22 protein-coding genes are annotated in these 23,787 nt (G+C 72.1%); 8 read left to right on the forward strand and 14 right to left on the reverse strand.

Features of this window, described 5'->3' with window-relative positions:
* Positions 1-4: 4 nt before the first annotated feature.
* Positions 5-979, reverse strand: a complete 975-nt coding sequence (locus tag BEK98_RS42415) for a TauD/TfdA dioxygenase family protein (RefSeq protein ID WP_094222149.1) — start codon at positions 977-979, stop codon at positions 5-7.
* A 55-nt stretch (positions 980-1,034) separates the two neighbouring features.
* A complete protein-coding gene (locus tag BEK98_RS42420) occupies positions 1,035-2,591 on the reverse strand; it encodes a glycoside hydrolase family 32 protein (protein WP_094222150.1) in 1,557 nt (518 codons plus the stop codon).
* Positions 2,592-2,741: 150 nt separating this feature from the next.
* Between BEK98_RS42420 and BEK98_RS42425 the strand changes: the two genes are divergently transcribed.
* Genes BEK98_RS42425 through BEK98_RS42440 form a run of 4 tightly spaced genes read left to right on the forward strand, consistent with a single transcriptional unit; the run spans position 2,742 to position 7,364 of the window.
* Positions 2,742-4,151, forward strand: coding sequence for an extracellular solute-binding protein (locus tag BEK98_RS42425; RefSeq protein ID WP_094222151.1), 1,410 nt, complete (start codon positions 2,742-2,744; stop codon positions 4,149-4,151).
* Positions 4,148-5,098, forward strand: a complete 951-nt coding sequence (locus BEK98_RS42430) for a carbohydrate ABC transporter permease (RefSeq protein WP_094222152.1) — start codon at positions 4,148-4,150, stop codon at positions 5,096-5,098. The genes BEK98_RS42425 and BEK98_RS42430 overlap by 4 nt, the downstream gene beginning before the upstream one ends.
* Before the next feature lie 14 nt (positions 5,099-5,112).
* The gene (locus BEK98_RS42435; RefSeq protein WP_094222153.1) at positions 5,113-5,967 is read left to right on the forward strand and encodes a carbohydrate ABC transporter permease; all 855 of its coding nucleotides are present in this window, start codon (positions 5,113-5,115) and stop codon (positions 5,965-5,967) included.
* Positions 5,964-7,364, forward strand: coding sequence for a glycoside hydrolase family 32 protein (locus tag BEK98_RS42440; RefSeq protein WP_094222154.1), 1,401 nt, complete (start codon positions 5,964-5,966; stop codon positions 7,362-7,364). The genes BEK98_RS42435 and BEK98_RS42440 overlap by 4 nt, the downstream gene beginning before the upstream one ends.
* On the opposite strand, the gene BEK98_RS42445 is transcribed toward BEK98_RS42440, so the two are convergent.
* Positions 7,327-8,409 carry a LacI family DNA-binding transcriptional regulator gene (locus BEK98_RS42445; RefSeq protein ID WP_094222155.1) on the reverse strand — a complete coding sequence of 361 codons (1,083 nt, stop codon included), beginning with the start codon at positions 8,407-8,409 and terminating at the stop codon, positions 7,327-7,329. The two genes, BEK98_RS42440 and BEK98_RS42445, sit on opposite strands and share 38 nt — an antisense overlap.
* A gap of 222 nt (positions 8,410-8,631) precedes the next feature.
* Here BEK98_RS42445 and BEK98_RS42450 point away from each other — a divergent pair, with 222 nt between their 5' ends.
* Positions 8,632-9,360, forward strand: coding sequence for a YoaK family protein (locus tag BEK98_RS42450; protein ID WP_167444394.1), 729 nt, complete (start codon positions 8,632-8,634; stop codon positions 9,358-9,360).
* Between the two features lies 1 nt (position 9,361).
* Here BEK98_RS42450 and BEK98_RS42455 read toward each other — a convergent pair whose 3' ends face one another.
* Entirely contained in the window at positions 9,362-10,222 is an 861-nt protein-coding gene (locus BEK98_RS42455) for a helix-turn-helix domain-containing protein (RefSeq protein WP_094222157.1), read from the reverse strand.
* A gap of 149 nt (positions 10,223-10,371) precedes the next feature.
* On the opposite strand from BEK98_RS42455, the gene BEK98_RS42460 reads away from it, so the two are divergent.
* Both BEK98_RS42460 and BEK98_RS42465 read left to right on the forward strand, forming a co-directional pair.
* The gene (locus tag BEK98_RS42460) at positions 10,372-11,235 is read left to right on the forward strand and encodes an oxidoreductase (RefSeq protein ID WP_094222235.1); all 864 of its coding nucleotides are present in this window, start codon (positions 10,372-10,374) and stop codon (positions 11,233-11,235) included.
* 55 nt (positions 11,236-11,290) lie between these two features.
* Positions 11,291-11,902 (forward strand): DNA polymerase ligase N-terminal domain-containing protein, encoded by a 612-nt coding sequence (locus BEK98_RS42465; protein ID WP_094222158.1) that lies wholly within the window; start codon positions 11,291-11,293, stop codon positions 11,900-11,902.
* A 19-nt stretch (positions 11,903-11,921) separates the two neighbouring features.
* Here BEK98_RS42465 and BEK98_RS42470 read toward each other — a convergent pair whose 3' ends face one another.
* From BEK98_RS42470 to BEK98_RS42485, 4 genes are all read right to left on the reverse strand, one after another.
* Positions 11,922-13,538, reverse strand: coding sequence for a DHA2 family efflux MFS transporter permease subunit (locus BEK98_RS42470; protein WP_094222159.1), 1,617 nt, complete (start codon positions 13,536-13,538; stop codon positions 11,922-11,924).
* A gap of 92 nt (positions 13,539-13,630) precedes the next feature.
* Entirely contained in the window at positions 13,631-14,569 is a 939-nt protein-coding gene (locus BEK98_RS42475; protein WP_094222160.1) for an MBL fold metallo-hydrolase, read from the reverse strand.
* Positions 14,566-15,321 carry a dienelactone hydrolase family protein gene (locus tag BEK98_RS42480; RefSeq protein ID WP_094222161.1) on the reverse strand — a complete coding sequence of 252 codons (756 nt, stop codon included), beginning with the start codon at positions 15,319-15,321 and terminating at the stop codon, positions 14,566-14,568. The genes BEK98_RS42475 and BEK98_RS42480 overlap by 4 nt, the downstream gene beginning before the upstream one ends.
* A 37-nt stretch (positions 15,322-15,358) precedes the next feature.
* Complete coding sequence (locus tag BEK98_RS42485; RefSeq protein WP_244202219.1) at positions 15,359-16,261, reverse strand: PDR/VanB family oxidoreductase; 903 nt, start codon at positions 16,259-16,261, stop codon at positions 15,359-15,361.
* 356 nt (positions 16,262-16,617) lie between these two features.
* On the opposite strand from BEK98_RS42485, the gene BEK98_RS42490 reads away from it, so the two are divergent.
* On the forward strand, positions 16,618-17,052 hold the full coding sequence (locus BEK98_RS42490; RefSeq protein ID WP_094222163.1) for a cupin domain-containing protein: 435 nt from the start codon (positions 16,618-16,620) through the stop codon (positions 17,050-17,052).
* On the opposite strand, the gene BEK98_RS42495 is transcribed toward BEK98_RS42490, so the two are convergent.
* From BEK98_RS42495 to BEK98_RS42520, 6 genes are all read right to left on the reverse strand, one after another.
* The gene (locus BEK98_RS42495; protein ID WP_094222164.1) at positions 17,053-19,392 is read right to left on the reverse strand and encodes an ATP-binding SpoIIE family protein phosphatase; all 2,340 of its coding nucleotides are present in this window, start codon (positions 19,390-19,392) and stop codon (positions 17,053-17,055) included. It lies immediately after the preceding gene.
* Between the two features lie 54 nt (positions 19,393-19,446).
* On the reverse strand, positions 19,447-19,914 hold the full coding sequence (locus tag BEK98_RS42500) for a peroxiredoxin (protein ID WP_094222165.1): 468 nt from the start codon (positions 19,912-19,914) through the stop codon (positions 19,447-19,449).
* Positions 19,911-20,291 carry a DoxX family protein gene (locus tag BEK98_RS42505; RefSeq protein WP_094222166.1) on the reverse strand — a complete coding sequence of 127 codons (381 nt, stop codon included), beginning with the start codon at positions 20,289-20,291 and terminating at the stop codon, positions 19,911-19,913. The genes BEK98_RS42500 and BEK98_RS42505 overlap by 4 nt, the downstream gene beginning before the upstream one ends.
* 89 nt (positions 20,292-20,380) lie before the next feature.
* Complete coding sequence (locus BEK98_RS42510) at positions 20,381-20,905, reverse strand: MarR family winged helix-turn-helix transcriptional regulator (RefSeq protein ID WP_094222167.1); 525 nt, start codon at positions 20,903-20,905, stop codon at positions 20,381-20,383.
* 105 nt (positions 20,906-21,010) lie between these two features.
* Entirely contained in the window at positions 21,011-22,066 is a 1,056-nt protein-coding gene (locus BEK98_RS42515; RefSeq protein WP_094222168.1) for an Ldh family oxidoreductase, read from the reverse strand.
* 20 nt (positions 22,067-22,086) lie between these two features.
* A complete protein-coding gene (locus BEK98_RS42520; RefSeq protein WP_094222169.1) occupies positions 22,087-23,787 on the reverse strand; it encodes a thiamine pyrophosphate-dependent enzyme in 1,701 nt (566 codons plus the stop codon).

Consider the following 23,787-nt stretch of genomic DNA (forward strand, 5'->3'; position numbering starts at 1 on the left):
CGACTCACCAGCGGCCCGGCTCCGTACCGGTGACCGGCTCGGACGGCTTGCCGTCCACGCCCACCGGTACGTCACCGGCGAGCATCACCCGGTGCATGATCCGGGACGAGCCGACGTGGGCGTGGTCGCTCGGGGCCAGGTGGATGGTGGCACGGTTGTCCCAGAAGGCCACGCTGCCCGGCTCCCAGCGGAAGCGGACCGTGTACTCGGGGCGGACCGCCTGTTCCACGAGCATCTCCAGGATCGCCGTGCTCTCCGGACGTGAGAGGCCGACGATCTCCTCCAGGTAGTAGCCGTTGACGAACAGCACCCGTTCCCCCGTCTCCGGGTGCACCCGCACCAGGGGGTGCTCGGAGACGACCTGGTGGTCCAGGAGGTGGCGGACGTACGGGTCGTCGCCTGGCCGGGGCTGGTAGCCCACGCCGAGCCGGTGCTCGGCGCGCAGCCCGTCCACGAAGGCGCGGACCGGCGCCGACAGCCCGGCGTAGGCGGCGGCCAGATTGGCCCAGGTGGTGTCTCCGCCGTAGGGCGGAACGGTCTCGGCGCGCAGGACGGTCGCGGCCGGCGGGTCGACCCGGGCTCCGTGGTCGCAGTGCCAGCCGCGCAGCAGGGTGTGCCGACGCCGGTGCAGCCACTCGTCGCGCTCCATGCCGTACCCTCCGGCCAGTTCCAGCCGGTCGGCGGTCGTCTCGATCGCGGGGAAGTCCGGCGGGGAGTGCGGACCGCGGCGCGGCAGCACGACCGGCTCGCCGAAGCGGCGGGCGAAGGCGATGTGCGCGGCGTGGTCCAGCTCCTGACCGCGGAAGAACACCACCTTCCAGCGCAGCACGGCCTGCCGGATCAGGGCCACCACGGCGTCGTCCAGCCGCCCGGCGAGATCGACGCCGGTGATCTCGGCTCCGATGTACCCGGCGACCGGCTTCACCTCCACGCCGTCGACCCGCTCGGTCTGCTCCGCAGTGGCCCTGTGCGTCGTCATGCGCGCTCCGATGTTCGTCGGTACCGGTTCCCCGCAGATCGTGACATCCCGGCCCTCACACGGTGAACTCCCGGATGACCGTGTTCCGGAAGACAGCCGTACCGCCGGCCGAGAACAGCGCCAGCCGATCGTCCACCAGGTACGGGAACACCTCGCTGGAGTGCACGTACCGGCCGTCGTCCACGAACATCTCGACAGAGGTGCGGTCCACGAGGATGCGCAGCTTGACCCGGCCGGCGTTCGGGTCGAAGGGGCTGCGGCTCTCCTGCCGGTTGCCGCTGGTGTCGGGGTTGACGGTGCCGCGCCGGTTGAGGAAGGCGTAGTCGCCCCAGACCCCGGCGTCGATGTGCCGTCCGCCGTCCGGGGAGCGGCGCAACTGAATCCCCGCGCCGGTGAGTTGGGACCAGGAGATCTCCGTGGTCAGCTCGTAGGAGATACCGGTGTAGTCGAGGAGGCGGGTGCCGTCGACGGTGAGGTCGCCGAGGTGCACCGTGCGGGAGACGTACGAGTCGAGGGCGGTAACCGGCCGGGAGGCGAGGTAGTAGCCGCCGGAGGCGGACTTCTTGAGGGTGATCTCGCGGACGACGGAGTCGGTGCCGTTGAAACCGTCGGCGTCGATGGTGGGGGTGGTGTGGGCGTAGGCCCAGTCGTTGAGCCAGCCGAGGGCGTAGCGCGCGGTGGGGTCCACCGATCCCGCCGTGTCCCGTTTCTCGAAGGTGACCGCCCCGTACCAGTCCCAGCCGTGGTCGAGCCACTGCGGATCGGCCGCGTCGGCCGTGAACGCGCCGCCGTCGAAGGAACCGGTCCAGTACGCGTACGTGTTGGGCTGCCCGGAGCCGGTGCCGTCCGCGCTCACGCCCAGCACCCACTTGCCGGTGCCGTCGTCGGCGGTGATCCGGAAGAGGTCGGGGCATTCAAGGACGCCGATGCCGTCCTTGGCGAAACCGCCCGTGTACGTCCAGGACTTGAGGTCCGCCGAGTGATAGAAGCCGATCTTGTTGTGCTCGGCCAGGGCCATCACCCAGCGGTCGCGGTCCTCGTCCCGGATGACCTTGGGGTCGCGGAAGTCGGCACCCGTGCCCGGACTCGGCAGCACGGGATCGGTGCCGTGGTTCGTGAAGGTGCGGCCGCCGTCGGTCGAGTAGTACAGGAACTGGGCCTGGTGGTCGGTGCCGCCGCCGGGTGACATCGTGACGACGGCGACCACCGCACCCGCGCCGAAGCCCGCCGTGTCGCCGCTGTCGACCACGGCCGAGCCCGACCACACATCGCCGTTGACCGTGGTGTCCTTCGGCACGGCGACGCCCCGGTCGGTGAAGGAGACCAGGTCGGTGCTGGTGGCCAGGCGCCAGGCGGTGCCCACCTCGCCGCCCGCGAGGTAGTCGGCGTTGTAGAGGTAGTAGTAGTGGTACTCGCCGTCGATCCAGACCGGGCGCTGTGGGTCGTTCTTCCACTGGTCGGGGACCGTGAAGTGGTAGCCGGCGCGGTAACTGACGCAGGTGCGGACCGGTTTGGAGTTCGGTTTCGCCTGGGCGGGGCCCGTGGGCAGCAGCGCAGCGCCGGCTCCGGCGGCGGATCCGGCGAACAGGGCTCTTCTGGTCAGACCACGCATCACGCATTGCCCCTCTCGTGACGAATCATGAGACCAGGACTGTAGACCTAACTCGTTAAAGGTCAAGCGTTCCCGCGCCTTGACAGGGACGTAACCGGCTTCTCATCATCTGGGGCATCAAACCTTTACTAACACGAGTTAGGCACATGGATGACCGACTCGCACCTCTCCCGCCGCACGATGCTGCGGTACGGGGCCTACGGCGCGGGGGCCGCCGCGCTGGCCGGTACCGCCGCGAGCTGGGACCGGCTCACCGGGGCCGACATCCCGGGCCGTGACGACGGCTCCCTCGTCGTCGCCACCCTGGGTTCCGCGTTCTCCCCGGACGGGGTCCGCGCCCTCGTCGAGGGCTTCCAGAAGCTGCACCCCGACATCAAGGTCCGGGTCAACGCGGTCCAGGCCGTCGACTGGTCGGACTTCTTCGCGAAGATCCTCACCCAGATCGCGGCGGGCACCGCGCCCGACCTGGTCTATGTGGCCACCGAGGGCGTGCAGTTGTTCGCCCGGCGCCTCGGTGTCCCGCTGGACCGCTGGGTGAAACGGGACGCGGCGGAGCTGAGGGAGTACTTCGCCGATGTCCACCCCTCGCTGGTCGAGTCGATGATGTACGAGGGCAGCCTGTACCAGCTGCCGATCGAGTTCAACGCGGCCGACATGTACCTCAACACGCAGGTGCTGAAGCGGGCGGGCGCCGACTTCCCGGCGGACGACTGGACCCGCGACGACTTCACCGACCTGCTGCGCCGGATGAAGAAGGCCAGCGACTCCCACTTCACGCCCTACTTCTGGACCAACCGGCTGTGGGGCGGCGTGGTGCCCTGGCTGTTCGCCAACGGCACCAACCTGCTGGCCGAGTCCAAGGCGCCCGGCGGCAGCTGGCTGTGGGACTCCTTCTATCCGGCGGCGCAACGGCAGGGGCGCGGGGGCGGTTTCCGCTGGACGACCCCGCAGGCCACCGCCGACCGGGTGACGGAGGCGTACGACTACCTGGCCCAGCTGATCCAGGAGGACCTGTGCACCCGCCCCGAGGGCGGCAACGGCCAGAACCTGATCGGGGTGTTCTCCACCGGCCGGGTCGGGGTCACGCCCGCCGGCGGCTTCTGGGCCGGCGGTCTGCACCTCGCGGGCATGCGGGACGACGGCTTCGACGTGCAGTACTTCCCCCGCTGGCGCACCCAGCGCCACCAGTTCGGCGCGGCGGGCTACGCGCTGCTGCGCACCTCGAAGAAGCAGGACGCGGCCTGGGAGTTCATCAAGTACTCCGCCCGCCGGGACACCCTGACGCGGCTGTTCACGACGAACCAGACGACCCCGGCGCGCCGTTCGATGCTGACCGACGCCCGCTACCGGGAGACCGGCCCGGCGCACTGGCGGGTCTTCTACGACACCGTCGACAAGTTCCCCGACACCGGGCCCATACCGGCCCCGCCACAGGTCGCCGAGGTCACACAGGTGCTGCTCAAGCACACCGGGACGGCCCTGGCGAGCCCGCGCTCGGTCGGGCCCGCGCTGCGCCGGATGCAGGGCGATCTGGAGAAGGCCATGGAGCGTGACGTATGACGAACACCCAGATTCCCACCGTACGGCCACGGGCCGTGACCCCGCCCGCGACGGCGGCCCGGCCCTCGGCGCGGGAGCGGGGGACGCGGCTGCTCGCCGCGCTGTTCCTGGCGCCGACGGTGGTCGGCATCGTGGTCTTCACGGTCGTACCGATCATCGGCTCGGTCGTGCTGAGCCTCTTCCACTGGAACGTGATCGACTCCCCCGGTTTCGCCGGAACGGCCAACTACCGTGAGGTGTTCACCGATTCGACCGTGTTGGTCTCCTTCCGCAACACGCTCGTCTTCATGGTCTTCGCGGTCGCCGCGCAGCTTCTGATCGCTCTGGTGCTCGCGCTCACTCTGAACGGGCGGATGCCGATCTGGCTGCGCTCGGTGTTCCGTTCGGCGTTCTTCTTCCCGCTGGTGCTGTCGGCCGCCTCCATATCGGTCGTGATGAAGTACCTGTTCAACCAGGACTTCGGCGTGATCAATTGGCTGATCGGGTTGTTCGGGATCGCTCCCGTGCCATGGCTGACGTCCGAGCACGGCGCGATGGCGACGGTGATCATCGTGTACGTGTGGCAGCAGTTCGGTTTCTCGTTCCTGTTGTTCGTGGGCGGGCTGAACAACATTCCGAAGGAGATCCACGAGGCCGCCGCCCTCGACGGCGCGACCGGTCTGCGCAAACACCTGTCCATCACGCTGCCGCTGCTCTCGCCGACGCTGCTGGTGGCCTCGGTGGTCGGCATCATCAACGCGCTCCAGGTCTTCGAGCAGCCGTACGTGCTGACCGACGGCGGTCCCGGCGACTCCACCCGCACCGTGGTGATGGTCATCTACGAGAAGGCCTTCGAGCAGCTGCGCTTCGGCGAGGCGTCCGCGGTGGGCGTGCTGCTGTTCGTGCTGATCATGGCGGTGACCGCCGTCCAGTTCCGGCTCAGCCGGCGTTTCGTCCACTACCAGTGAGCCGGGTGAGTCCCTTGAGCCAAGCAACCCTGTCCCTCAGCCGTGCCCGGTACTCGCTCGGGCCGTGGGCGCGGATCGCCGGACTGACCGTGTGCGCGCTGCTGACCCTCGGCCCGGTCATCTGGACCGTCTCGACCTCGCTGCGCACTCCGGCGGACTCGTTCAACCTGCCGCCGCAGATCGTCCCGACCCATCCGAGCACCGCCGCCTATCACGGGGTGTTCGACCAGATCGACGTCTGGCTGCTCGCGCTCAACTCGACCCTGGTGACCGCTTTGATCGCGGTCGGTCAGATGGTCACCGCGGGTCTTGCGGGTTACGCGTTCGCCCGGCTCGACTTCCGTTTCAAGCGGCCGCTGTTCGGTCTGGTCCTGGCGACCATGATGGTCCCCCTGCAGGTCACGATCGTCCCGGTGTTCCTGGTGCTCAAGTCGATGAGTCTGACCGACACGCTGCTGGGTCTGATCATTCCGGCGTTCCCGACCGCGTTCGGCACCTTCCTGATGCGCCAGTACTTCCTGGGCATGCCGAAGGACCTCGGCGAGGCGGCGATGCTGGACGGCGCCGGGCCCTGGCGGATCTTCCGGTCGGTGTACGCCCCGCTTGCCACTCCGGGCCTGGCGATCGTCGGCGTCCTGGCCTTCAACTACCACTGGAACGAGTTCTTCCGCCCGCTGATCCTGGAGACCTCCGGCCAGAACTACACGTTGCCGCTGGGTCTGGTCTCCCTCCAGGGCAACCTCGGCACCGGCTCCATCTCGGTGGTCCTCGCCGGTGTCGTCCTCTCGATGCTCCCCGCCGTCGGCGTGTTCCTCGTCGGCCAGCGCCCTCTTCGCGAGGGCATCACCTCCGCAGGAGTCAACCGTTGAGCCTCGCCGCTCCCGCCCCGGACCCGCACGCCCCACGCTTCCGGGTCCGCCCGCCCGCCAACTGGATCAACGACCCCAACGGCCCCTTCCGTTGGCGCGGCCGGCACCATCTCTTCTACCAGCACAACCCGGCAGCACCGGTCCACGCGAACGTCCACTGGGGCCATGTCTCCAGCGCCGACCTGGTCCACTGGGAGCACCACCCCATCGCCCTCACCCCGACACCCGGCGGCCCGGACGAGGCCGGCTGCTGGTCGGGGTGCGTGGTCGACGACGCGGGCACCCCCACCGCCGTCTACACCGGCGTGGACCACACCCACACCGGTCTCGGCACGATCTGCCTGGCCCGGGCGGCGGACCCGCACGACGACCGGCTCCTGCGGTGGCGGCCGCTGCCGACCCCCGTGGTGGCGGGACCGCCCGCCGGACACGACGTGGTGATGTTCCGCGACCCCTTCGTCTTCCGGCACGCCGGCCGGCGCTGGGCCCTCGTCGGCGCGGGACACGCCGACGGCACCCCGTCCGTCCTGCTCTACGACTGCGACGAGCTGACCGAGTGGCGCTTCGCCGGAGTGCTGCTGGACGGCGATGACCCCGTGGCCGCCGCCGCGTTCGGCGACAAGGCGGTCGGCTGGGAGTGCCCGCAGCTGTACGAGACACAAGGCGGCGAGCACGTCCTGGTGGTGTCCCTGTGGGACGGGAAGCCCTGCGGCACCGGGTATCTGACGGGACGTCTGGAGACCTCGGAGGATGGCGGGTTGCGGCTCGCGGCGCGCACCGGCGGCAGGCTCGACCACGGCCGGGACTTCTACGCCCCCGCGGTCCTCCAGGAGCCCGGTCGCGCCCTGATGTGGGGATGGTCGTGGGAGGCACGGGACGACTCGGCCGTGCGGGAGGCGGGGTGGGCCGGTGTGCTCACCGCGCCCAGAATGGTCGACGTCCACCCGGACGGATCGCTGCGCGTCACCCCGGCCCCGGAGCTGGAACTCCTGCGCGCCAAGCGGCCGTTCGCGAGCGGGCCGGGCCGGGCGCCGCTTCCGGTGTCGTACGACCTGACGGTGACCGCCCACGACCGCACGACCGTCACGCTGCTGCGGGCGGCGGACCGTGCGCTCACGATCCTGCTGGATCCGGAGGCGGGCATAGTCGTCCTGGACCGGAGTGGCTGGCCCCGGGAGGGCGCCGAGGGCTCCGCCCCGATCGCAGTGGACGTCCCGCCCGGCGCGCGCCTCGCGGTCCGTGTACTCGTGGACGGTTCGCTCCTCGAACTGTTCGTCGAGGACCGGGCGACGGTGACCGAGCGGGTGTACCGCGGCCCGGAGGACGTCGCCGATCTGCTGGTCGAGGGGAATGCCGAGGTCAGCGCGTGGGAGCAGGTCCCACCGAGGCGCGGCTGACCACCGGGCAGGCGAGGCGCCGGACGGTGGCGGGCGGGGTGCGGCCGGTGTCGATGGCGTCCAGCATCAGCCGGGCCGCCGTCTCGCCCATCTCCCGGTGCGGCAGTGCGACCGTGGTGAGCGCGGGGGTGAGGTAGGCGGCCATGTGCTCCTGGTCGTCGTAGCCGACCACCGAGAGATCGCCGGGTACGGCGATGCCGAGCCGGGTCGCGGCGTGCAGGACGCCCGCCGCGACCCGGTCGTTGTAGCAGAAGATCCCGGTCGGCCGGCGGTGCGGTTCGGTGCCCTCCAGCAGCCGGGTGGCGCCCTCGTAGCCGCTGGTGATCTCGCCGCCGGTGCGGACGACCCACTCCTTGGGCACGGTGATGCCCTCGGCGCGCAGGGCGTCGCGGAAGCCGCGCAGCCGCTCGACCGAGGCGATGTCGTCCTGCCCGCCGACCAGCGCGATCCGCTGGTGGCCCGCCTCCAGCAGCAGCCGGGCCGCGGTACGGCCGCCGGCCCGCTCGGCGGGGACGACGGACGGCAGTGAGTCGTCCTCCGGAAGGCAGTTGGCCAGCACGGAGTGGGTGCGGTGGAGTCCTTCGGGGACGCGGACCCGGCGCAGGGACATCGCGGCGTAGATGATGCCGTCGACGCGCCGGTCGAGGAGTTCGGCGACCGCGGCGTCCTCCTTGGCGGGGTCGCCGCCGGAGTCGATGGTGAGCACGAGGTGGTCGCTGTCCCAGGCGGTCTCCATGGCGCCGCGCAGCAGCCGGCCGGCGAAGGGGGACGAGGCGATCTCGTCGGTGACCAGTCCGATCACGGCCGTTCGGCGGCGGCGCAGGCCGCGGGCGACGGGGTCGGGCCGGTAGCCGAGCTGGGCGGCGGCCTGCCGGATGCGTTCCTGGGTGGCGGGCGAGAGGTTGCCCTCGGCGCGGCCGTTGAACACGAAGGAGACGGCGGTGTGCGACACGCCGGCGAGCCGGGCGACATCCCGTGACGTGGGTCGTCCGCCGCCCCCGGTGTTCCTGTCCGTGCCGCCGCCCATGCCGTCCGCTGTCCTCATCCCCACCCGTCCGGTTGATCACTGCTCACCCTATCCGTGCCGCCGTCCGAACGACACGGCCTAGGGGCGAGGCCGGTCGGCTCACCTGCGGATGCGGACCTCGGCGGGCCACCGGAGGATGGACCGCGCGGAGTCGAGAGGAGCGGCCATGCGAACGGTGCCCCCGGCCAAGGACCGCCAGAGCGCGGGCGACCGGTGACCGGCGCGCGGGCGCCGGGTGCTGTGCCGGGTGACCAGCCGCGCATCGAGGTCCGGATCGTCGTCGTGCTGTTCGCGTTGACCGTGACGGCCGCCGCCGTCGACGCGGTCACCTTTCTCGGCCTGGGGCACGCGTTCGCGGCGCTGGCCACCGGCAACGTCCTGCTCCTCGGGTTCGGGGTGGCGAACGCGGGAACGCCGGTCGCGCGGCCCGCCGAGGCCCTGGCCGCGTTCGTGGTGGGGGTCTCCGCCGCCCACACCTTGGTCGTACGACTGCGCCGTCGAGGACGACGCTGGTTCGCTCGGGCCCTCGCCGTCGAGACGGCGACGCTCCTGGCCGCCGGACTGGTCGCGGTCGGCACGAGCGGGCGGCAGACGCCACCCGAGCATGTCATGGCCCTCGTCGTCGTCCTGCTCGCGGCCGCCATGGGGTGGCGCAACCGGGTGATGCTCCAGGCGGGCATCCCGGACATGCCGACGACCGTGCTGCAGATCACCCTGGTCAAGGCGCTCATGGACGCTCTGTCATGGCGCTCGGCCGCTCCGCGCGGCCCTGTGCTGCCACGGGTGCGCCGTCTTGCCACCCTGTGCGGTGTCTTCGTCGGCGCGGTCGCCGGAGCCCTGCTCCTGCGCCTGGGTCCCGGCCCCGCCCTGCTGTGCGTCGCGGGTCTGTCGGCCTTGGTCACGGCCTTCTACTCCAGGGCTCCCGGCCTGCGGCCCCCGGTCGCGGCGGAGGCGGGAAGCGACCGGTGAGCTACTGCTCCTCGACATGCTCCTGTGCGATGCCGCGCGGGGGTGCGGTGAGGCTGCCGAGGATGTCGAGGAGTTCGGCGCTGCGGCTGCCGGGCTCGGCGTGGAAGACGACCAGGGTGAGTCCGTCGGTGCCGTCCACGGAGAGTTTGTCCGAGTGCAGTTCCAGGTCGCCGACCTGCGGGTGGCTCAGGTGACTGACGCGGCCGCGCCGGGGCCGTACGTCGTGCCGGGCCCAGAGCGTGCGGAAGCGTTCGCTGCGCAGGGACAGGTCGCCGACCAGGTCGCGCAGCCGGGGGTCGTCCGTGTCGGGCCCGGCGTGGGTGCGCAGGGTGGCCACGCCCTCCTCGGTCAGGTCCTCCCAGTCCCGGCGCAGGGCTCGTTCGGCCGGGTCGAGGAAGACCGCCCGCAGCAGGTTGACGCCCGGTGTGTAGTTCGGGGTGAGGGCCGTGGCGAGGGCGTTGGCGGCGAGGCAGTCGGTGTACCGGTTCTGGATGTAGGCGGGGTTGCGCGGCCAGCCGTCGATGAGCTGCAGGAGGCTGGACGGCACCCGCTCCTGGCGCCGCGCCGCCCGGGAACGGGACGCGGGCCGGTCCTGGGGCAGGCCGAGGAGGTAGGAGGTGGCGTCGGCGTCCAGCCGCAGTACCCGGGCGATGGCTTCCAGGACCTGCGCGGACGGGTTGCGGTCGCGGCCTTGCTCCAGGCGCAGGTAGTAGTCGGAGCTGATGCCGGAGAGCATCGCGACCTCCTCGCGGCGCAGCCCCGGCACCCGGCGCAGGCCCGAGCCGGGCAGCCCCACGTCCTCGGGCCGTACCTGCGCCCGGCGGGCGCGCAGGAACTCGCCGAGCGCGTTCGTACCGTCCATGACACCACCGTACGGCCGTACCGGTGACGGTGGCTGTCCCTTTCACTCCCAGGAACGTGGGGGCACTGCCGCGCGGGGGATGTTCGGCGCACGGTGGAGACAGGGCACCGGACGTACCGGTGGCCCTCGCACAGCACGAGAGGTACGACATGACTGCACAGCTCGGTGGCACCCTCACCCCGGCCGACGGCCTGACCCTGACCCGCATGGGCTACGGCGCCATGCAGCTGGCCGGTCCGCATGTGTTCGGCCCGCCGAAGGACCGGGCGCGGGCCGTGGCGGTGCTCCGTGCGGCGGTCGAGGCGGGCATCACCCACATCGACACCGCCGACTTCTACGGTCCCGTGGTCGTCAACGAGATCATCAGGGAGGCCCTGCGTCCCTACCCGGACGAGCTGCACATCGTGACCAAGGTCGGTGCGCGGCGTGGAGCCGACGGCAGCTGGGCCGTGTCCCGGCACCCGGAGGATCTGAAGGCGCAGGTGCACGACAACCTGCGGCACCTGGGGGTGGAGACGCTGGACGTGGTCAATCTGCGGCTCGGCGACATGGACACCCCGAACGAGGACTCGCTCGCCGAGCAGTTCGGTGCCCTGGCGGAGCTGCGGCAGCGGGGTCTGATCCGGCACCTGGGGCTCAGCGCCGCGTCCGTCGCGCAGCTGGAGGAGGCGCAGACGATCGCGCCCGTGGTCACGGTGCAGAACCTGTACAACCTGGCCAACCGGCAGGACGACCGGCTGATCGAGCTGACGGCGGCGCGGAACATCGCCTTCGTGCCGTACTTCCCGCTGGGCGGGTTCACGCCGTTGCAGTCCGAGACGCTGTCGAAGGTGGCCGCGGGGCTGGGCGCCGCGCCGCAGCAGGTCGCCCTGGCCTGGCTGCTGCGCCGCTCGCCGAACATCGCGCTCATCCCCGGCACCTCGTCCCCGGAGCACCTGCGCGAGAACATCGCCGCGGCCTCGCTGGTCCTCCCCGAGGACGCGGCCGCCGAGCTGGACGCCATGGCGAGCTGAGCACCCGTGACGGGGTACCCGGAGCCGACAGGCGGAGGCACGGAAGGAGCCGCTCATGGCGACGGAGGACCGGCTGCGGACCTACCGCGGCAAGCGCGACTTCGAGCGGACCCGCGAGCCGTCGGGGAAGGCGGCGGCGTCCGGGGGCGGGGAACCCAGGTTCGTGGTGCAGATCCACGACGCGCGCCGGATGCACTTCGACTTCCGGCTCCAGGTGGACGACGTCCTGAAGTCCTGGTCCGTCCCCAAGGGCCCCTCCACGGATCCCGGGGACAAGCGGCCGGCCGTGCCCACCGAGGACCATCCGCTGGAGTACGAGGACTTCGAGGGTGTGATCCCGAAGGGCGAGTACGGCGGGGGCACCGTCATCATCTGGGACCACGGGAGGTACGAGCCGCTCAGCCACGACCGCCGGGGCCGTCCGGTGGACTTCGCCGAGTCGCTGGAGGACGGACACGCCACCTTCCGGCTGCACGGGGCCAAGCTGCACGGCGAGTACGCCCTCACCCGCTTCCGCACCGGCCAGGGCGAGGAGGACGCCTGGCTCCTGGTCCGCAAGGGCCCCGCCCGTGCCGGGGCGCACGGCACCCCGGATCCCCGCCGGGCCCGCTCGGTGCGCACGGGACGCACCCTGGCCCAGGTCGCCGCCGACGACGGCCAGGAGTGACCGCGCACGCCGGTGCGCGTCACGCGGTGTCGGGGTCGACCAGGACGGGTCTCCTCCCCGGCACCGGCACCCCGACAGTCGCCGGTACGCCGAGGAGCAGCACCGCGATGACCAGCACCAGGGTGTCCGCCGCGGCACGGGCGAGGCCGGCCTGCACGGCCCGCGCGGCGAGGTCCTGTGCCTGGGGCAGCAGGCGGGCCGGCAGGCTGTCGGGCAGCCGGATGCGCCCGCCGCCCGCCTGGCTCGTCTCCGCCGTGCCGCGCAGGCTCGTGGCGAAGTCGGCTCGGTAGCGGGCGGGCAGGCGCTGGGCCGCGGTGTTCGCCGCGTCGGCCACGCGCGCGGCGATGCGGGCCTGGAGCAGGACGCCGACGGCCGCGCTGCCGAGCACCGAGCCCAGTTGGCGCCCGGTGAAGAAGACACCGGAGGCGGCGCCGCGCAGTTCGGCACGGACGGTCCGCATCGCCACGTTGTTCACGGGGACGAGGACGAGGCCCATCCCGAGTCCGGTCAGCAGCAGCCCGGGCAGCAGCTGCCAGGGCGGTGTCCCGGGGCCCGTCCGCAGTGCCACGAGGACGAGCCCCGAGGCCATCCCCGACAGGCCGGCGATCAGCAGGTACTTGGCGCTCACCCGGTCCGACAGGCGGCCGGTGAAGGGTGCCATGACGGCCGGGACGAGCGCCATGGGCGCGGTCAGCAGGCCCGCCTGAGTGGGTGTCAGGCCGAGTGCGGACTGCAGGTGGACGACGAGCGGCAGGAACATGCCGGTCATGGCGAAGCCGAGGACCGCCGTGACGAGGGTGCCGGAGCGGAAGCCGCGGTCCTTGAAGAGGTCCAGTGGCACCAGGGGCTCGGCACGGGCCCTGCCCTGCGAGACGACGAAGACGGCCAGGAGGAGCAGTCCGGCGGCGATGGTCTGGAACACGGTGACCGGGCCGATCAGGCGACCCCAGTCGTGCGTGCGGCCGTTCTGGATGCCGAAGACGATCAGGAAGAGTCCGGTGCCGGACAGCAGGATGCCGGGGATGTCGAAGCGGTGCGTAGGATCCGGGCGCACATCGGGTATCACGCGCAGGCTCAGGGCCAGGGTGGCGGCGCCGACGAGGACGTTGACGTAGAAGATGCCCTGCCAGCCGAGGCCGTCGACCAGGACGCCGCCCAGCAGCGGGCCCGTGACGGTCGCCAGGCCCGACACCCCGCCGAGGACGCCCATCGCCCTGCCGCGTTCGCCACCGGGGTACAGGTGGGTGATCAGGCTCAGGGTCTGCGGGGTCAGCAGGGCCGCGCCGAAGCCCTGCACGGCGCGGGCTGCGATCAGCGTCCCGATGTCGCCCGACAGCGCCGAGCCCAGCGAGGCGCCGGTGAAGACGACCAGCCCGGCGAGGAACACCCTTCTGGGGCCGTGGCGGTCGCCGAGCCGGCTGGTGAACAGCATCGGCACGGCGTACGCGAGCAGGTAGGCGCTGGTCACCCAGACCACCGAGGTGAGGCCGGCGTCCAGGCCGCGGACCATGGCCGGGACCGCCACGGCCACGATGGACACGTCCACCACGATCATGAACAGGCCGAGGGAGAGGGCGGCGAGCGCCGTCCGGGGGTCGGCGGGCGTCCGGGCCGGCGCGGGGAGGGTGTCGGTCATGGTTCCGTTCGCGGGCAGGCCACAGGCCCGGGGCTGGGGCTCGCCCCGGGCCTGTGGAGTGGGTGGGGATGGTCAGTCGGCGGGTACGGCGGTCAGTAGCGGACCTTGCCGTAGTCGACCTCCTGCTCGGGGTAGGTGGCGGCGCGCTCGCCGAGGGCCCGCATCCGCTGCCGCATCTCCTCGGCGGGCAGGCGGTGGAAGCTGCCGTGTCCGGGCAGCACCCACTCGAAGGTCAGCTCCCGCGCACCGCGTCGCACGGACGCCGCCAGTGTCCTGATCGAGTCGTAGACGACGCTGTCGACGACGTCCAGGGCCTGCAGGGAGCGCGACCAGAAGATCGCGTCGCCGGTGAAGCAGAACGTGTCGTCGGCGACGAACAGGGTGCTGCCCTTGGTGTGGCCGGGGAAGGGGTACGCGATCACGCCGGGGCCGATCTCCACCGGGTCCTGGCCGCGGATGACGTGGTCCGCGTCGGGCCGGGAGTGCAGGTCGCCCTCGTGGATCCACAGGCGGGCGCCGAACGCGTCGGCGTACTTGCGGCCGTGCGCCACGTGGTCGAGGTGCGTGAGCAGTACGTCGGTGATCTTGCCGACCTTCTGCTCGTAGCGGCGGGCGAGCGCGGGCCGCCAGCGCGGGGTGTCGATCATCATCGCGGTGCCGTCGGGGCGGCGCAGGAGGTAGGAGGTGGCGCCGTAGGTCTGCGGGGAGGCGTGGCCGCAGAGCAGGACGATGCCGTCCTCGTCGAGGGGCAGCGGGTAGGGGTCCGAGTCGTCGGCCCACTGGTCGGCGGGCGGGTGGACGGACCGGGTGGGGCAGGCGTGCGCGGCCCGGTACATCAGCCGCACCTCCTCCTCGGTCTCCGGCTGGCGTACGACCTGGGAGATGCCGCCGTACTCGCCGCCGTTGGCGTAGGTGATCATGCCGGGGGCGTACTGGCGGGCGATGTTGCAGTTCAGGCAGCGGTCGTCGACGTACCAGCCCTGCTCGGCGGTGGGCGTCGCGGTGGTCTGCTCGGTCTCTGCGGTGCTCATGACTCCGTGTTCCTGGTGGTGAGATGGGTGTCGAAGAAGGTCTCGATGCGCTGCCACGCGTCGGCGGCGGATGCGGGGTGCGGTCCCATGCCGGTGACCCGCAGGAGCGGGCGCAGGAGCCTGGGGCCGACTTCGGCGTCGTTGAGGAAGGAGTGGCCTGCGTCCGGGTACTCCTTGACGTCGTGGACGACGCCGAGCCGGTCCAGGGCCGTCTCCAGCCGGGCGGCGGCCCCCTTGAGCATGCGGTCGCGGCCGCCGTAACTCCCCACGACGGGGCAGGCGTCGGCCAGGACGGCGTTCAGGTCCTTGGGCAGCAGGCCGTAGTTGGCGGCGGCCGCGTCGAACCGGCCGCGGCCTGCGGTCATCAGGGCGAACGAGCCGCCCATGCAGAAGCCGATGATGCCCACGGCTCCGGTGCAGTCGGGGTGTCCGGCGAGGTGGTCGCGGGCCGCCTCGATGTCCTGGTAGGCGCGTCCCTCGCCCGAGAGTGCGGCTCGCATGGTGGCCACCAGGCAGCGGCGCGCGCCGCCCTGGGTGAACAGGTCCGGCATGAGCGCCAGATAGCCCGCGTCGGCCAGCCGCCGGGTCTGACGGAGCATCACCTCGTCCACGCCGAGGGCCTCGTGGACGACCACGACACCGGGCCAGGGGCCGTCACCGGCGGGGCGGGCGAGATGCCCGGTGAGCTGCCGGGAGCCGCCCAGTCTGCTGCTCGACGGGCTGAGATCCACTACCTCTTCGGGAAGGGGCATCGTTTACCTCCAGCGCTTGGACTTCCGATGGGGCGGGTCACAGATCGAGGACGAGTCGGGGAGTGCGGGCGCGGGAGACGCAGATCATCATCGTCTCGCCCGACGCCCGCTCCTCCTCGCCGAGCACGGAGTCGCGGTGATCGGGCACCCCCTCCAGCACCTCGGTCTCGCAGGTGCCGCAGATTCCCTCGGCGCACGACGACAGGGCGGAGACCCCGGCCGCCCGGACGGCCTGCAACACGCTGTCTCCCGGGGCCACTTGAACGGTGACACCGGACTGCGAGCAGACCACCTCGAAGGGATGGTCCCCGGCCGGCGCCTGCTGCTCCTGCACCCGGAACCGCTCGACCTGAAGCGTCCCGGCGGGCCAGACCCGGCACCGCCGCTCCACCGCGGCCAGGAGCGGTTCGGGGCCGCAGCAGTAGACCAGGGTGCGGTCGTCGGGCTCGCCGAGGAAGCCGTCGAGGTCCAGCAGGCCGTGGCGGTCCTGCGGGCGCACCGCCACCGGGTCGCCGTACGGCGCGAGTTCGTCGAGGAAGGCCATCGAGGAGTGGGACCGCCCGCCGTACAGCAGCCGCCAGTCCGCGCCGGCGGCCGCTGCCGCGGCGACCATCGGCAGGATCGGCGTGATGCCGATGCCACCGGCGACGAAGAGGTAGCGCCGGGCGGGTCGGAGGGCGAAGGTGTTGCGGGGTCCCCGCACCCGCACGCGTGTGTCGACGTGCAGTTTGTCGTGGACGAGGGCGGAGCCGCCGCGGCTGTCCACGGTCCGCAGGACACCGATGCGCCACGAGGCACGGTCGGCGGGGTCCCCGCACAGGGAGTAGGTGCGGACGAGGTCGTCGTCGAGCAGCAGATCGATGTGGGCGCCCGGCCGCCACTCGGGCAGCGGCCGGTTCTCGGGGTGACGGAGCGTCAGTGCCACGACGTCGTCGGCCACTTGGGTTCGTTCCGCGACGACGAGTGAGCTCACGTCTTCGGGACGAGGGAGGTTGCTCAAGCTCTGTTCCCGCTTTCACAGGAGACGGAGCGACACCCGCGCCGTCGGGTGTTCCGGGGCGCAGGTGACGCTGAACTGGTCAGGTCAGGAGCGCGCACGACGGAAGGCGAGGCAACGGACGGCGTTTCCGTGGTGAACCTTAGCGGACACACAGGGCAGGGGTTTACCGATTCGTTATCTCCGAATCGCGGAGAGGGGCTGTTTTCGGAAAACCGGATTACCGGATTCCGCCCCCAACGCACCCTCTGTGGGCCTATGTTCACGTCGGTACCCCTCGCGTCCAAGGAGGCTCCCGCATGCGCACCGCACTCCGCCTGGCCGTCACCGGCGTGCTGACCGCCGCCACCGCGCTGACCGGCGGCACCGCCGGGGCGACCCCGCCGGGGCCCGGGGTCACGGCCCGGATCCTCGCCCAGACCACCGTCGGCGGCACCGACTACACCCTGCGGGAGATCACGATCCCGCCCGGCCAGAGCACCGGATGGCACTACCACGACGGTCCGCTGTACGGCTTCGTGAAGCAGGGCACCCTCAGCCACTTCGACTCCACCTGCACCTCGGACGGCGTGTACCGGAAGGGCTCGACGATCCAGGAGCCGCCCGGCCCGGACAACGTCCACCTCGGCCGCAACCTGGGCGACACCCCGCTCGTCCTGGATGTGCTCTATGTGCTGCCGCACGGCTCCCCGTTCTCGGAGGACGCCCCGAACCCGGGCTGCCCGTTCCATTGATCAGGTGCCGGGCAGCGGCTGTTCCGCCCAGATCGTCTTGCCGCTGCCCGTCTGCCGGCTGCCCCAGCGCTGGGTGAGCTGGGCGACCAGCAGCAGTCCGCGGCCGCCCTCGTCGTAGGCGTGCGCCCGGCGCAGGTGCGGTGAGGTGGAACTGCCGTCGGAGACCTCGCAGATGAGCGCGCGGTCGCGGATCAGGCGCAGCTTGATGGGCGGTTCGCCGTAGCGGATGGCGTTGGTGACGAGTTCACTGACCACGAGTTCGGTGACGAAGGAGGCCTCGTTCAGTCCCCAGGCGGCCAGTCGCTCGGTGGCCGCCTGCCGGAAGTGGGCCACTTGGGCCGGGTCGGGCGGTACGTCCCAGGTGGCCACGCGGTCGGTGCCGAGGGCGCGGGTGCGGACCATGAGGAGGGCGACGTCGTCGGTGGGCTGTTCGGGCATGACGGCCTTGAGGACGTTGTCGCTGAGTGCCTCCAGGGAGTCGGCGGGTGCGCCGAGGGCGCGGCGCAGTTCCTCGGTGGCGCGGTCGACGTCCCGGTCGCGGTCCTCGATCAGTCCGTCGGTGTAGAGGGCGACGACCGAGCCCTCGGGCAGTTCGAGTTCCGTCGCCTCGAAGGGCAGCCCGCCGACCCCGAGGGGCGGTCCGGCGGTCATGGCGACGAAGCCGGGAGTGTCGCCGGGCAGGACGACGACGGGGGCCGGGTGGCCGGCGGCCGCCATGCAGAGCCGGCGGGAGACGGGGTCGTAGACGGCGTACAGGCAGGTGGCGCCGAGTTCGGCGACCTCCTCGCCACTGTCGTCGGAGGCCAGGTGGGAGACCAGGTCGTCGAGGTGGGTGAGGAGTTCGTCCGGGGGCAGGTCGACGTCGGCGAGGGTGCGGACGGCCGTGCGCAGCCGGCCCATGGTGGCCGAGGACTGGATGCCGTGGCCGACCACGTCGCCGACGACCAGCCCGACCCGGCTGCCGGAGAGCGGGATCACGTCGAACCAGTCGCCGCCGATGCCGGCCAGCGACCCGCACGGCAGATAGCGGTGGGCGACGTCGACCGCGGCCTGTCCGGGCAGTCCCCGGGGCAGCAGGCTGTGCTGGAGGGCGTGGGCGGTGCTGCGTTCGCGGGCGAAGCGGCGGGCGTTGTCGACGCAGACGGCGGCGCGGCTGCCGAGTTCCTCGGCGAAGACGGCGTCGTCGGGGCCGTAGTCGTCCGGGTGGGCCATGCGGACGAACACCGCGACGCCCAGGGAGGTACCGCGGGCGCGGAGCGGCACCGCGATCATGGAGTGGATGCCCTGCCGGTAGGGGCGGCCCTCGGGTGAGCGCTCGTTGCGCTCGGCGACCCACTGGACGAAGGCCGGCTCACCGGCGTGGGCGAGCACCGCCCGGCCCTCGCACAGGGCCCGGGCCGGCGGTGAGGACGGCTCGTAGACGTGCGTCTCGCCCAGCTTCAGGGCCGCACCGGGGTTGCCCGCACGGGTCGAGCCGTGGGCGACGCGGCGCAGCTGGACCCGGCCGTCCGGGATCATCGGCGGCTCGTCCGCCCCGAGGACCCAGTCGAGCAGGTCCACGCTGGCGAAGTCGGCGTACTGCGGGACCAGGAGTTCGACCAGTTCCTCGGCGGTGCGCACCACGTCGAGGGTGGTGCCGATGCCGGTGGCCGCCTCGTTCAGCAGGGCGAGCCGGCGACGGGCCCAGTACTGCTCGCTGCTGTCGAAGGCCGCCAGGGCGACCGCGGTCGGCTCGCCGGAGGCGTCGCGCAGCGGCCACATCTCGATGCTCCAGGCGTGTTCCCGGTTGAGGGCGGGGGCGCTGGTGAAGCTCTCGTAGCGCAGCGGCCGGCCGGTCTCGGCGACCTGGCGCAGATGCCGCAGAAACCCCCGGCTGTGCTCGGCGTCCTCCACGGTCTCCGGGTAGAACCGGCCGACCAGTGTCTCCTCGGGTACGCCCATCACATGGCAGGCGGCGTCGTTGACGCGCAGATAGCGCTGCTGGAGGTCGAAGACCGACATCGACATGGAGGCCAGCTGGAAGGCCTGGGCCGCCAGCTCGGCAGCGGCCGGGACGAGCGGGTCGGCGGTGACCACGTATCCGGTCGGCGCGCCGTCCGGGCCGAGGACCGGGCAGGCGGTCAGGGCCAGCTCGACCCGGCGTCCGTCGCGGTGCCGAAGGACGAGGGTCCCGGCCTGCGCGGCGAGCGTGTCGGCGGGTACGTCCTCGGCGAGCAGGTCGGTCGCCGGCCGGCCGACGACCTCCCGCGCCGTGCGACCGGTGAGCAGCCGTGCGCCTTCGCTCCACCCTGCCACCCTGCCCTGGGCATCGATGATCGCCGCAGCCGCGACACGCTCCATATGCCCAAGGATGATGCGATTGTTCCGGGGCATCAAGCGCGACAGCGGCCCGCTTCAGCCCCGGTGGGCGCGGAGTGCGGACAGGGCCCGGTCGGCGTGGGTGTTCATCCGCAGCTCGCTGCGGACGACCTCCAGAACCGTACGGTCCTCGGCGATGACGTAGGTGACCCGCTTGGTGGGCGCGAGCGTGAAGCCCCGCTTGACCCCGAACCGCTCGCGAATCGCTCCGTCGGCGTCGGAGAGCAGCGGCATGCCGAGGGTGTGCTTGCCGGCGAACTCCTGCTGCCGTTCGACGCTGTCGCCACTGATGCCGACCGGGTGGGCGCCGACGGCGGCGAATTCCGCGGCGAGGTCGCGGAAGTGGCAGGCCTCGGCGGTGCAGCCGGGCGTCAGGGCGGCGGGATAGAAGAAGAGCACCACCGGGCCCTCGGCCAGCAGCTCGGTGAGCTTGCGGGTGGTGCCGGTCTCGTCCGGCAGGGCGAAGTCCTCGACCTTGTCCGCGACCTCGATACGTTCGCTCACGACCGTCCCTCTCCGTTCTTCGCGACTCCACGGGCCCACAGCACGAGCGGCACCTGAAGGGGCAGCCGGGCCAGGGCCGCGTTCCGCTGCGGCGCGGGCCGGTGCCGCCAGTCGACGGCCATCTTCACGTTGGCGGGGAACACCCCGACGAAGAAGGCGGCGGCCGCCTTCGCGGCCACAGCGCGCGTCCGGGGCGAGGCCACTCCGGCCGCCAGCGCCAGTTCCACGACCCCGCTGCCGTAGGTCCATGCCCGGGGCGAGCCCGGGAGCGCCTTCGGAATCGTGGCGTCGAACTGCCGCGGGGCGGCGAAGTGGGCGACCCCGGCCGCGGCCAGCAGGCCGGCCAGCAGCAGGGGTGAGCGTTCGGACCGGGGCACGGTTCCTCCTCTGGTGTCCTGCCGCCGGATATTACTTGACGGTAGACACCGGGACCGCCGCTTCGGGAGGAACGGCCGCCCCGCTGCCGTCATGCCGTCGCCACCGGGGCGTCGGCCTCCTGGCCGGACTCGTCTTCGACCGCGTAGGCGAGGAAGTCGTCGACCATACGGTGGAAGAGCGCGGCCAGCTGCCGCAGCTCCTCGGGCTGCCAGTCGGCGAGGGCCAGCTGCATCCCGCGGGCCCCGGCCTCCCGGATCCGCGCGAAGGCCTCGCGGCCGGCGTCGGTGAGCTGGATCCGCTGGGCCCTGCGGTCGTCGGGGTCGGGGACCCGGGTGACGTACCCCGACCGCTGCAGCTGCTGCACGGTCCGTGTCACATGGGAGGCCTCCACGCCCAGCCGCTGCGCCAGCTCCCCCGGCCTGAGCGGCTCGGAGTCGGCGATCTGCCGCAGCAGCGCCACCGCGGCCCGGTCCAGCGGCACATCGGCCAGCGCCATCAGCCGCTCGTGCTGGCGGGCGCGGGTGGCGAGGTAGGTGATGCGCGTCAGGGCGCGCTCGATCTCGATGACCTCGGGAGAGGCGGGCGGGACGTCGGGCAGCGGTTCCGTGGACATACCCACGAGTTTACCATATGGTTGCGTAACTTAAGTAAGTTACCGGGGTGGCCGGAGCCGGCCGCTCCCCCCTCCCAACGGCCGGCCATCCCGGGGCGGCGCAGGTCACAGGGACGGCGGTGTGACCCCCAACCGCTCGGCGTGCTCGGTCAGTTCCCGCCACACCTTCGGCGCCACCGGCACGCCCTTCGCACCCCGCGCCTCGGCCACCGACGCGCTGCGTTCACCGGGGTAGAACACCCCGTCCGCACCCTCGGCGAGCGGCAGGGCCTTGAGGGTGGCCAGGGTGTCGTCCACGGCCGCGACGAAGACGTCCGGGTCACCGAAGGCCGCCGGGGCGAGGGCGATCAGCAGGGCGTTCTGACGGTGCTCGCGGCCCTGCGGGTCGTCCGAATGGAAGGCGGAGAAGATCGGGGCGCCGACGAGCACGCTGGTGAGCAGCTCGAAGGCGAGGGACATACCGGATCCCTTGGCGCCGCCCAGCGGCAGCGGCATGGCCGCCTGCTCCGGGTCGGTGGTCGGGGTGCCGTCCCGCGTCGCCGCGGCACCCTCGGGCAGCGGGGTGCCGTTCGCCCTCGCCTGGCGGATCTTGCCGAGGGCGATGGTGGCGGTGGCCATGTCGAGCAGCAGCGGGGCGTACTCACGGGCCGGTACGGCGATGGCGAGCGGGCTGGTGGCGACGGCGGCGCCCTTGACCCCGGTGTAGCCCATGTTGGGCATGCCGGCGACGAAGCCGATACCGACCAGGCCCTGTTCGGCGATCTTCGAGACGTAGTAGCCGATGGCGCCGGTGTGCACGGTGCGCCGTACGCCGACGGAGGCGATGCCGGTCTCCCGGGCCCGCCGTACGGCCTCGTCCGCGGCGGCGGCGAGGGCCACCGGGCCTGGGGCGCGGTCGGCATCGAGGACGGCGGCGGCCGGGGTGGTCGACTCCACGGTGATCCGCGGATCGACGTTGGCCACGCCCTTGGCGAGCAGGTCCAGGTAGGCGGGGACACGTGCGGTGCCGTGCGAGTCGACGCCGCGCCGCGCGGCCCAGACGAGGACGTCGGCGGTGGTACGGGCGTGCTCGGCGCTCAGGCCGCCCTTCTCCAGGAGGGCCGCTGCGAAGGCGCGCAGGTCGTCGGCGGGGACCAGGACCTTCGATGGTGGGGTGGACATGGTGGCGGGTGCCTCCTGGATCAACGAGTGACGAGGACGTCGACGACGGCGGTGGTGCCCTCGGCCACGGCCTTCAGGGCACGCTCCAGCGCGGGTGCCAGCGCTTCCGTGGTGTCGACCGTCTCGGTGTGCATGCCGAACGGCTCGGCGAAGGAAGCCAGTCGGGGAAGCCGGTGCAGGTCGGTGCCGAGCCACTCCCCCGTCTCGGCGGCCGCCCCGTCGGGATAGAACCTGCGGTGGTTGAGGTTCATGGACTTGTAGACCCGGTTGTTGAACACCACGATCAGCAGCGGGAGTTGGTACGCCTTGGAGGCGTCGTACGACGGGATCACCGGGTTGTACGCGAACGCGCCGTCGCCGATCGTCAGCACCACCGGCCGCTCCCGTGCGGCCAGTTTGACGCCGAGCGCGACCGCGATGCCCTGGCCGAGGCCGCCCTGGACGTAGAAGTAGGCGTCGGACACGTCGGTCCGCAGATGGCGCCTCACCACCCGGCTGTGGGTGATCGTCTCGTCGACGACGATGCCGTCCCTGCCGTCGAGCAGCCTGCGCAGGGTCGCGGCGACCAGCACCGGGTCGATGCCCTCGGCGCCCTCTGCCCCGGCCTCGGCGGCGGCGACGGCCGCCTGTTCCTCGGCGTGCCGCTGTTCCTGGGCCGACCGGCGAGCCGTCAGCACCGCCGCGTCCAGGTCCTCGGCCCGCTTGGTCAGCTGACGCAGGGTGTTGGCGACGTCGCCCTCCAAGTACCGGTCGGCGAACAGCACTTGGTAGACCACATGCGGGCGTTGCGGCACCTCATCGATCACCACGATCTTCGCCTCGGAGGGGCGGCGCGAGGGCGGGTAGAAGGGGGCGCGGCAGTTCACCAGGAGGATCAGGTCGGCCTCGTCCATCCACGGGCCGATGTCGCTGCCCGCGTGCAGCGGGTGGGTGCGCGGGAAGTTGCCGCACACCGCCGAGTCGGGCTCGACCACCGGGATCTGCCAGGCCTCGGCGAAGGCGACCAGGGCCTCGAAGCCGCCCGCCTCCCGGCCGGCCGTCTCGGTGACGATCACCGGGTTCCGGGCCTCGCGGATCAACTGCGCGGCGGCGTCGGCCTCTTCGGGTGAGCTGTGCGTGGAGCCGGGCGCCGCGATCGGCTTGGCCTCGCGGCCGTCCCACTCCTCCAGGAGGACTTCCAGCGGGATGTTGAGGTAGGCCGGTCCCGCCGGGGCCCGCCGGGCCAGCTCCGCCGCCCGGGTGATCATCGTGGGCAGGGTGTGGATGCCCGCCGCCTCGTTGGACCACTTGGTGAACGGCTGGGCGACCTGGTGGGGGCCGCCGACGATGGACAGGTTGCGGTACCACTGGCCGCCCGGGTCCTGGCCGGGGCCGTCGCCGTACGTGGTCGACTCCGAGGAGGCGACCACCATCGGAACGCCCGCGAGGAGGGCGCCGTGCACGGCCATCGAGCCCTGCAGCAGACCGGGGGCCGCGTGCAGGAGCACGCCCTGCGGGCGGCGGGTGATGAGCCCGTAGCCGGTGGCCATGCCCACGGCGACCGTCTCGTGGGTCAGGTCGAGGTACCCGGGACAGGGCAGTCCGTCGCGATGGTGCCGGGCCAGGGACTCCCACACCGGGGCCCATTCGGACCCCGAGGAGCAGAAGATGTGGTCGGCGCCGGCGGCGGTGAAGGCGGAGACGACGGCGTCACCGCCGTGCAGATGCTCGGTGTGGGTCAT

Origin of the sequence: Streptomyces diastatochromogenes, assembly GCF_002242805.1 — a bacterium.
In the GTDB taxonomy this organism is placed as follows: Bacteria; Actinomycetota; Actinomycetes; order Streptomycetales; family Streptomycetaceae; genus Streptomyces; species Streptomyces diastatochromogenes.

Coding starts and splice junctions, on each gene's coding strand:
- BEK98_RS42415 (WP_094222149.1), bottom strand. CDS start 979: ATGACGACGCACAGGGCCACTGCGGAGCAGACCGAGCGGGTCGACGGC.
- BEK98_RS42420 (WP_094222150.1), bottom strand. CDS start 2,591: ATGCGTGGTCTGACCAGAAGAGCCCTGTTCGCCGGATCCGCCGCCGGA.
- BEK98_RS42425 (WP_094222151.1), top strand. CDS start 2,742: ATGACCGACTCGCACCTCTCCCGCCGCACGATGCTGCGGTACGGGGCC.
- BEK98_RS42430 (WP_094222152.1), top strand. CDS start 4,148: ATGACGAACACCCAGATTCCCACCGTACGGCCACGGGCCGTGACCCCG.
- BEK98_RS42445 (WP_094222155.1), bottom strand. CDS start 8,409: ATGAGGACAGCGGACGGCATGGGCGGCGGCACGGACAGGAACACCGGG.
- BEK98_RS42455 (WP_094222157.1), bottom strand. CDS start 10,222: ATGGACGGTACGAACGCGCTCGGCGAGTTCCTGCGCGCCCGCCGGGCG.
- BEK98_RS42460 (WP_094222235.1), top strand. CDS start 10,372: ATGACTGCACAGCTCGGTGGCACCCTCACCCCGGCCGACGGCCTGACC.
- BEK98_RS42465 (WP_094222158.1), top strand. CDS start 11,291: ATGGCGACGGAGGACCGGCTGCGGACCTACCGCGGCAAGCGCGACTTC.
- BEK98_RS42470 (WP_094222159.1), bottom strand. CDS start 13,538: ATGACCGACACCCTCCCCGCGCCGGCCCGGACGCCCGCCGACCCCCGG.
- BEK98_RS42475 (WP_094222160.1), bottom strand. CDS start 14,569: ATGAGCACCGCAGAGACCGAGCAGACCACCGCGACGCCCACCGCCGAG.
- BEK98_RS42480 (WP_094222161.1), bottom strand. CDS start 15,321: ATGCCCCTTCCCGAAGAGGTAGTGGATCTCAGCCCGTCGAGCAGCAGA.
- BEK98_RS42490 (WP_094222163.1), top strand. CDS start 16,618: ATGCGCACCGCACTCCGCCTGGCCGTCACCGGCGTGCTGACCGCCGCC.
- BEK98_RS42495 (WP_094222164.1), bottom strand. CDS start 19,392: ATGGAGCGTGTCGCGGCTGCGGCGATCATCGATGCCCAGGGCAGGGTG.
- BEK98_RS42510 (WP_094222167.1), bottom strand. CDS start 20,905: ATGTCCACGGAACCGCTGCCCGACGTCCCGCCCGCCTCTCCCGAGGTC.
- BEK98_RS42515 (WP_094222168.1), bottom strand. CDS start 22,066: ATGTCCACCCCACCATCGAAGGTCCTGGTCCCCGCCGACGACCTGCGC.
- BEK98_RS42520 (WP_094222169.1), bottom strand. CDS start 23,787: ATGACCCACACCGAGCATCTGCACGGCGGTGACGCCGTCGTCTCCGCC.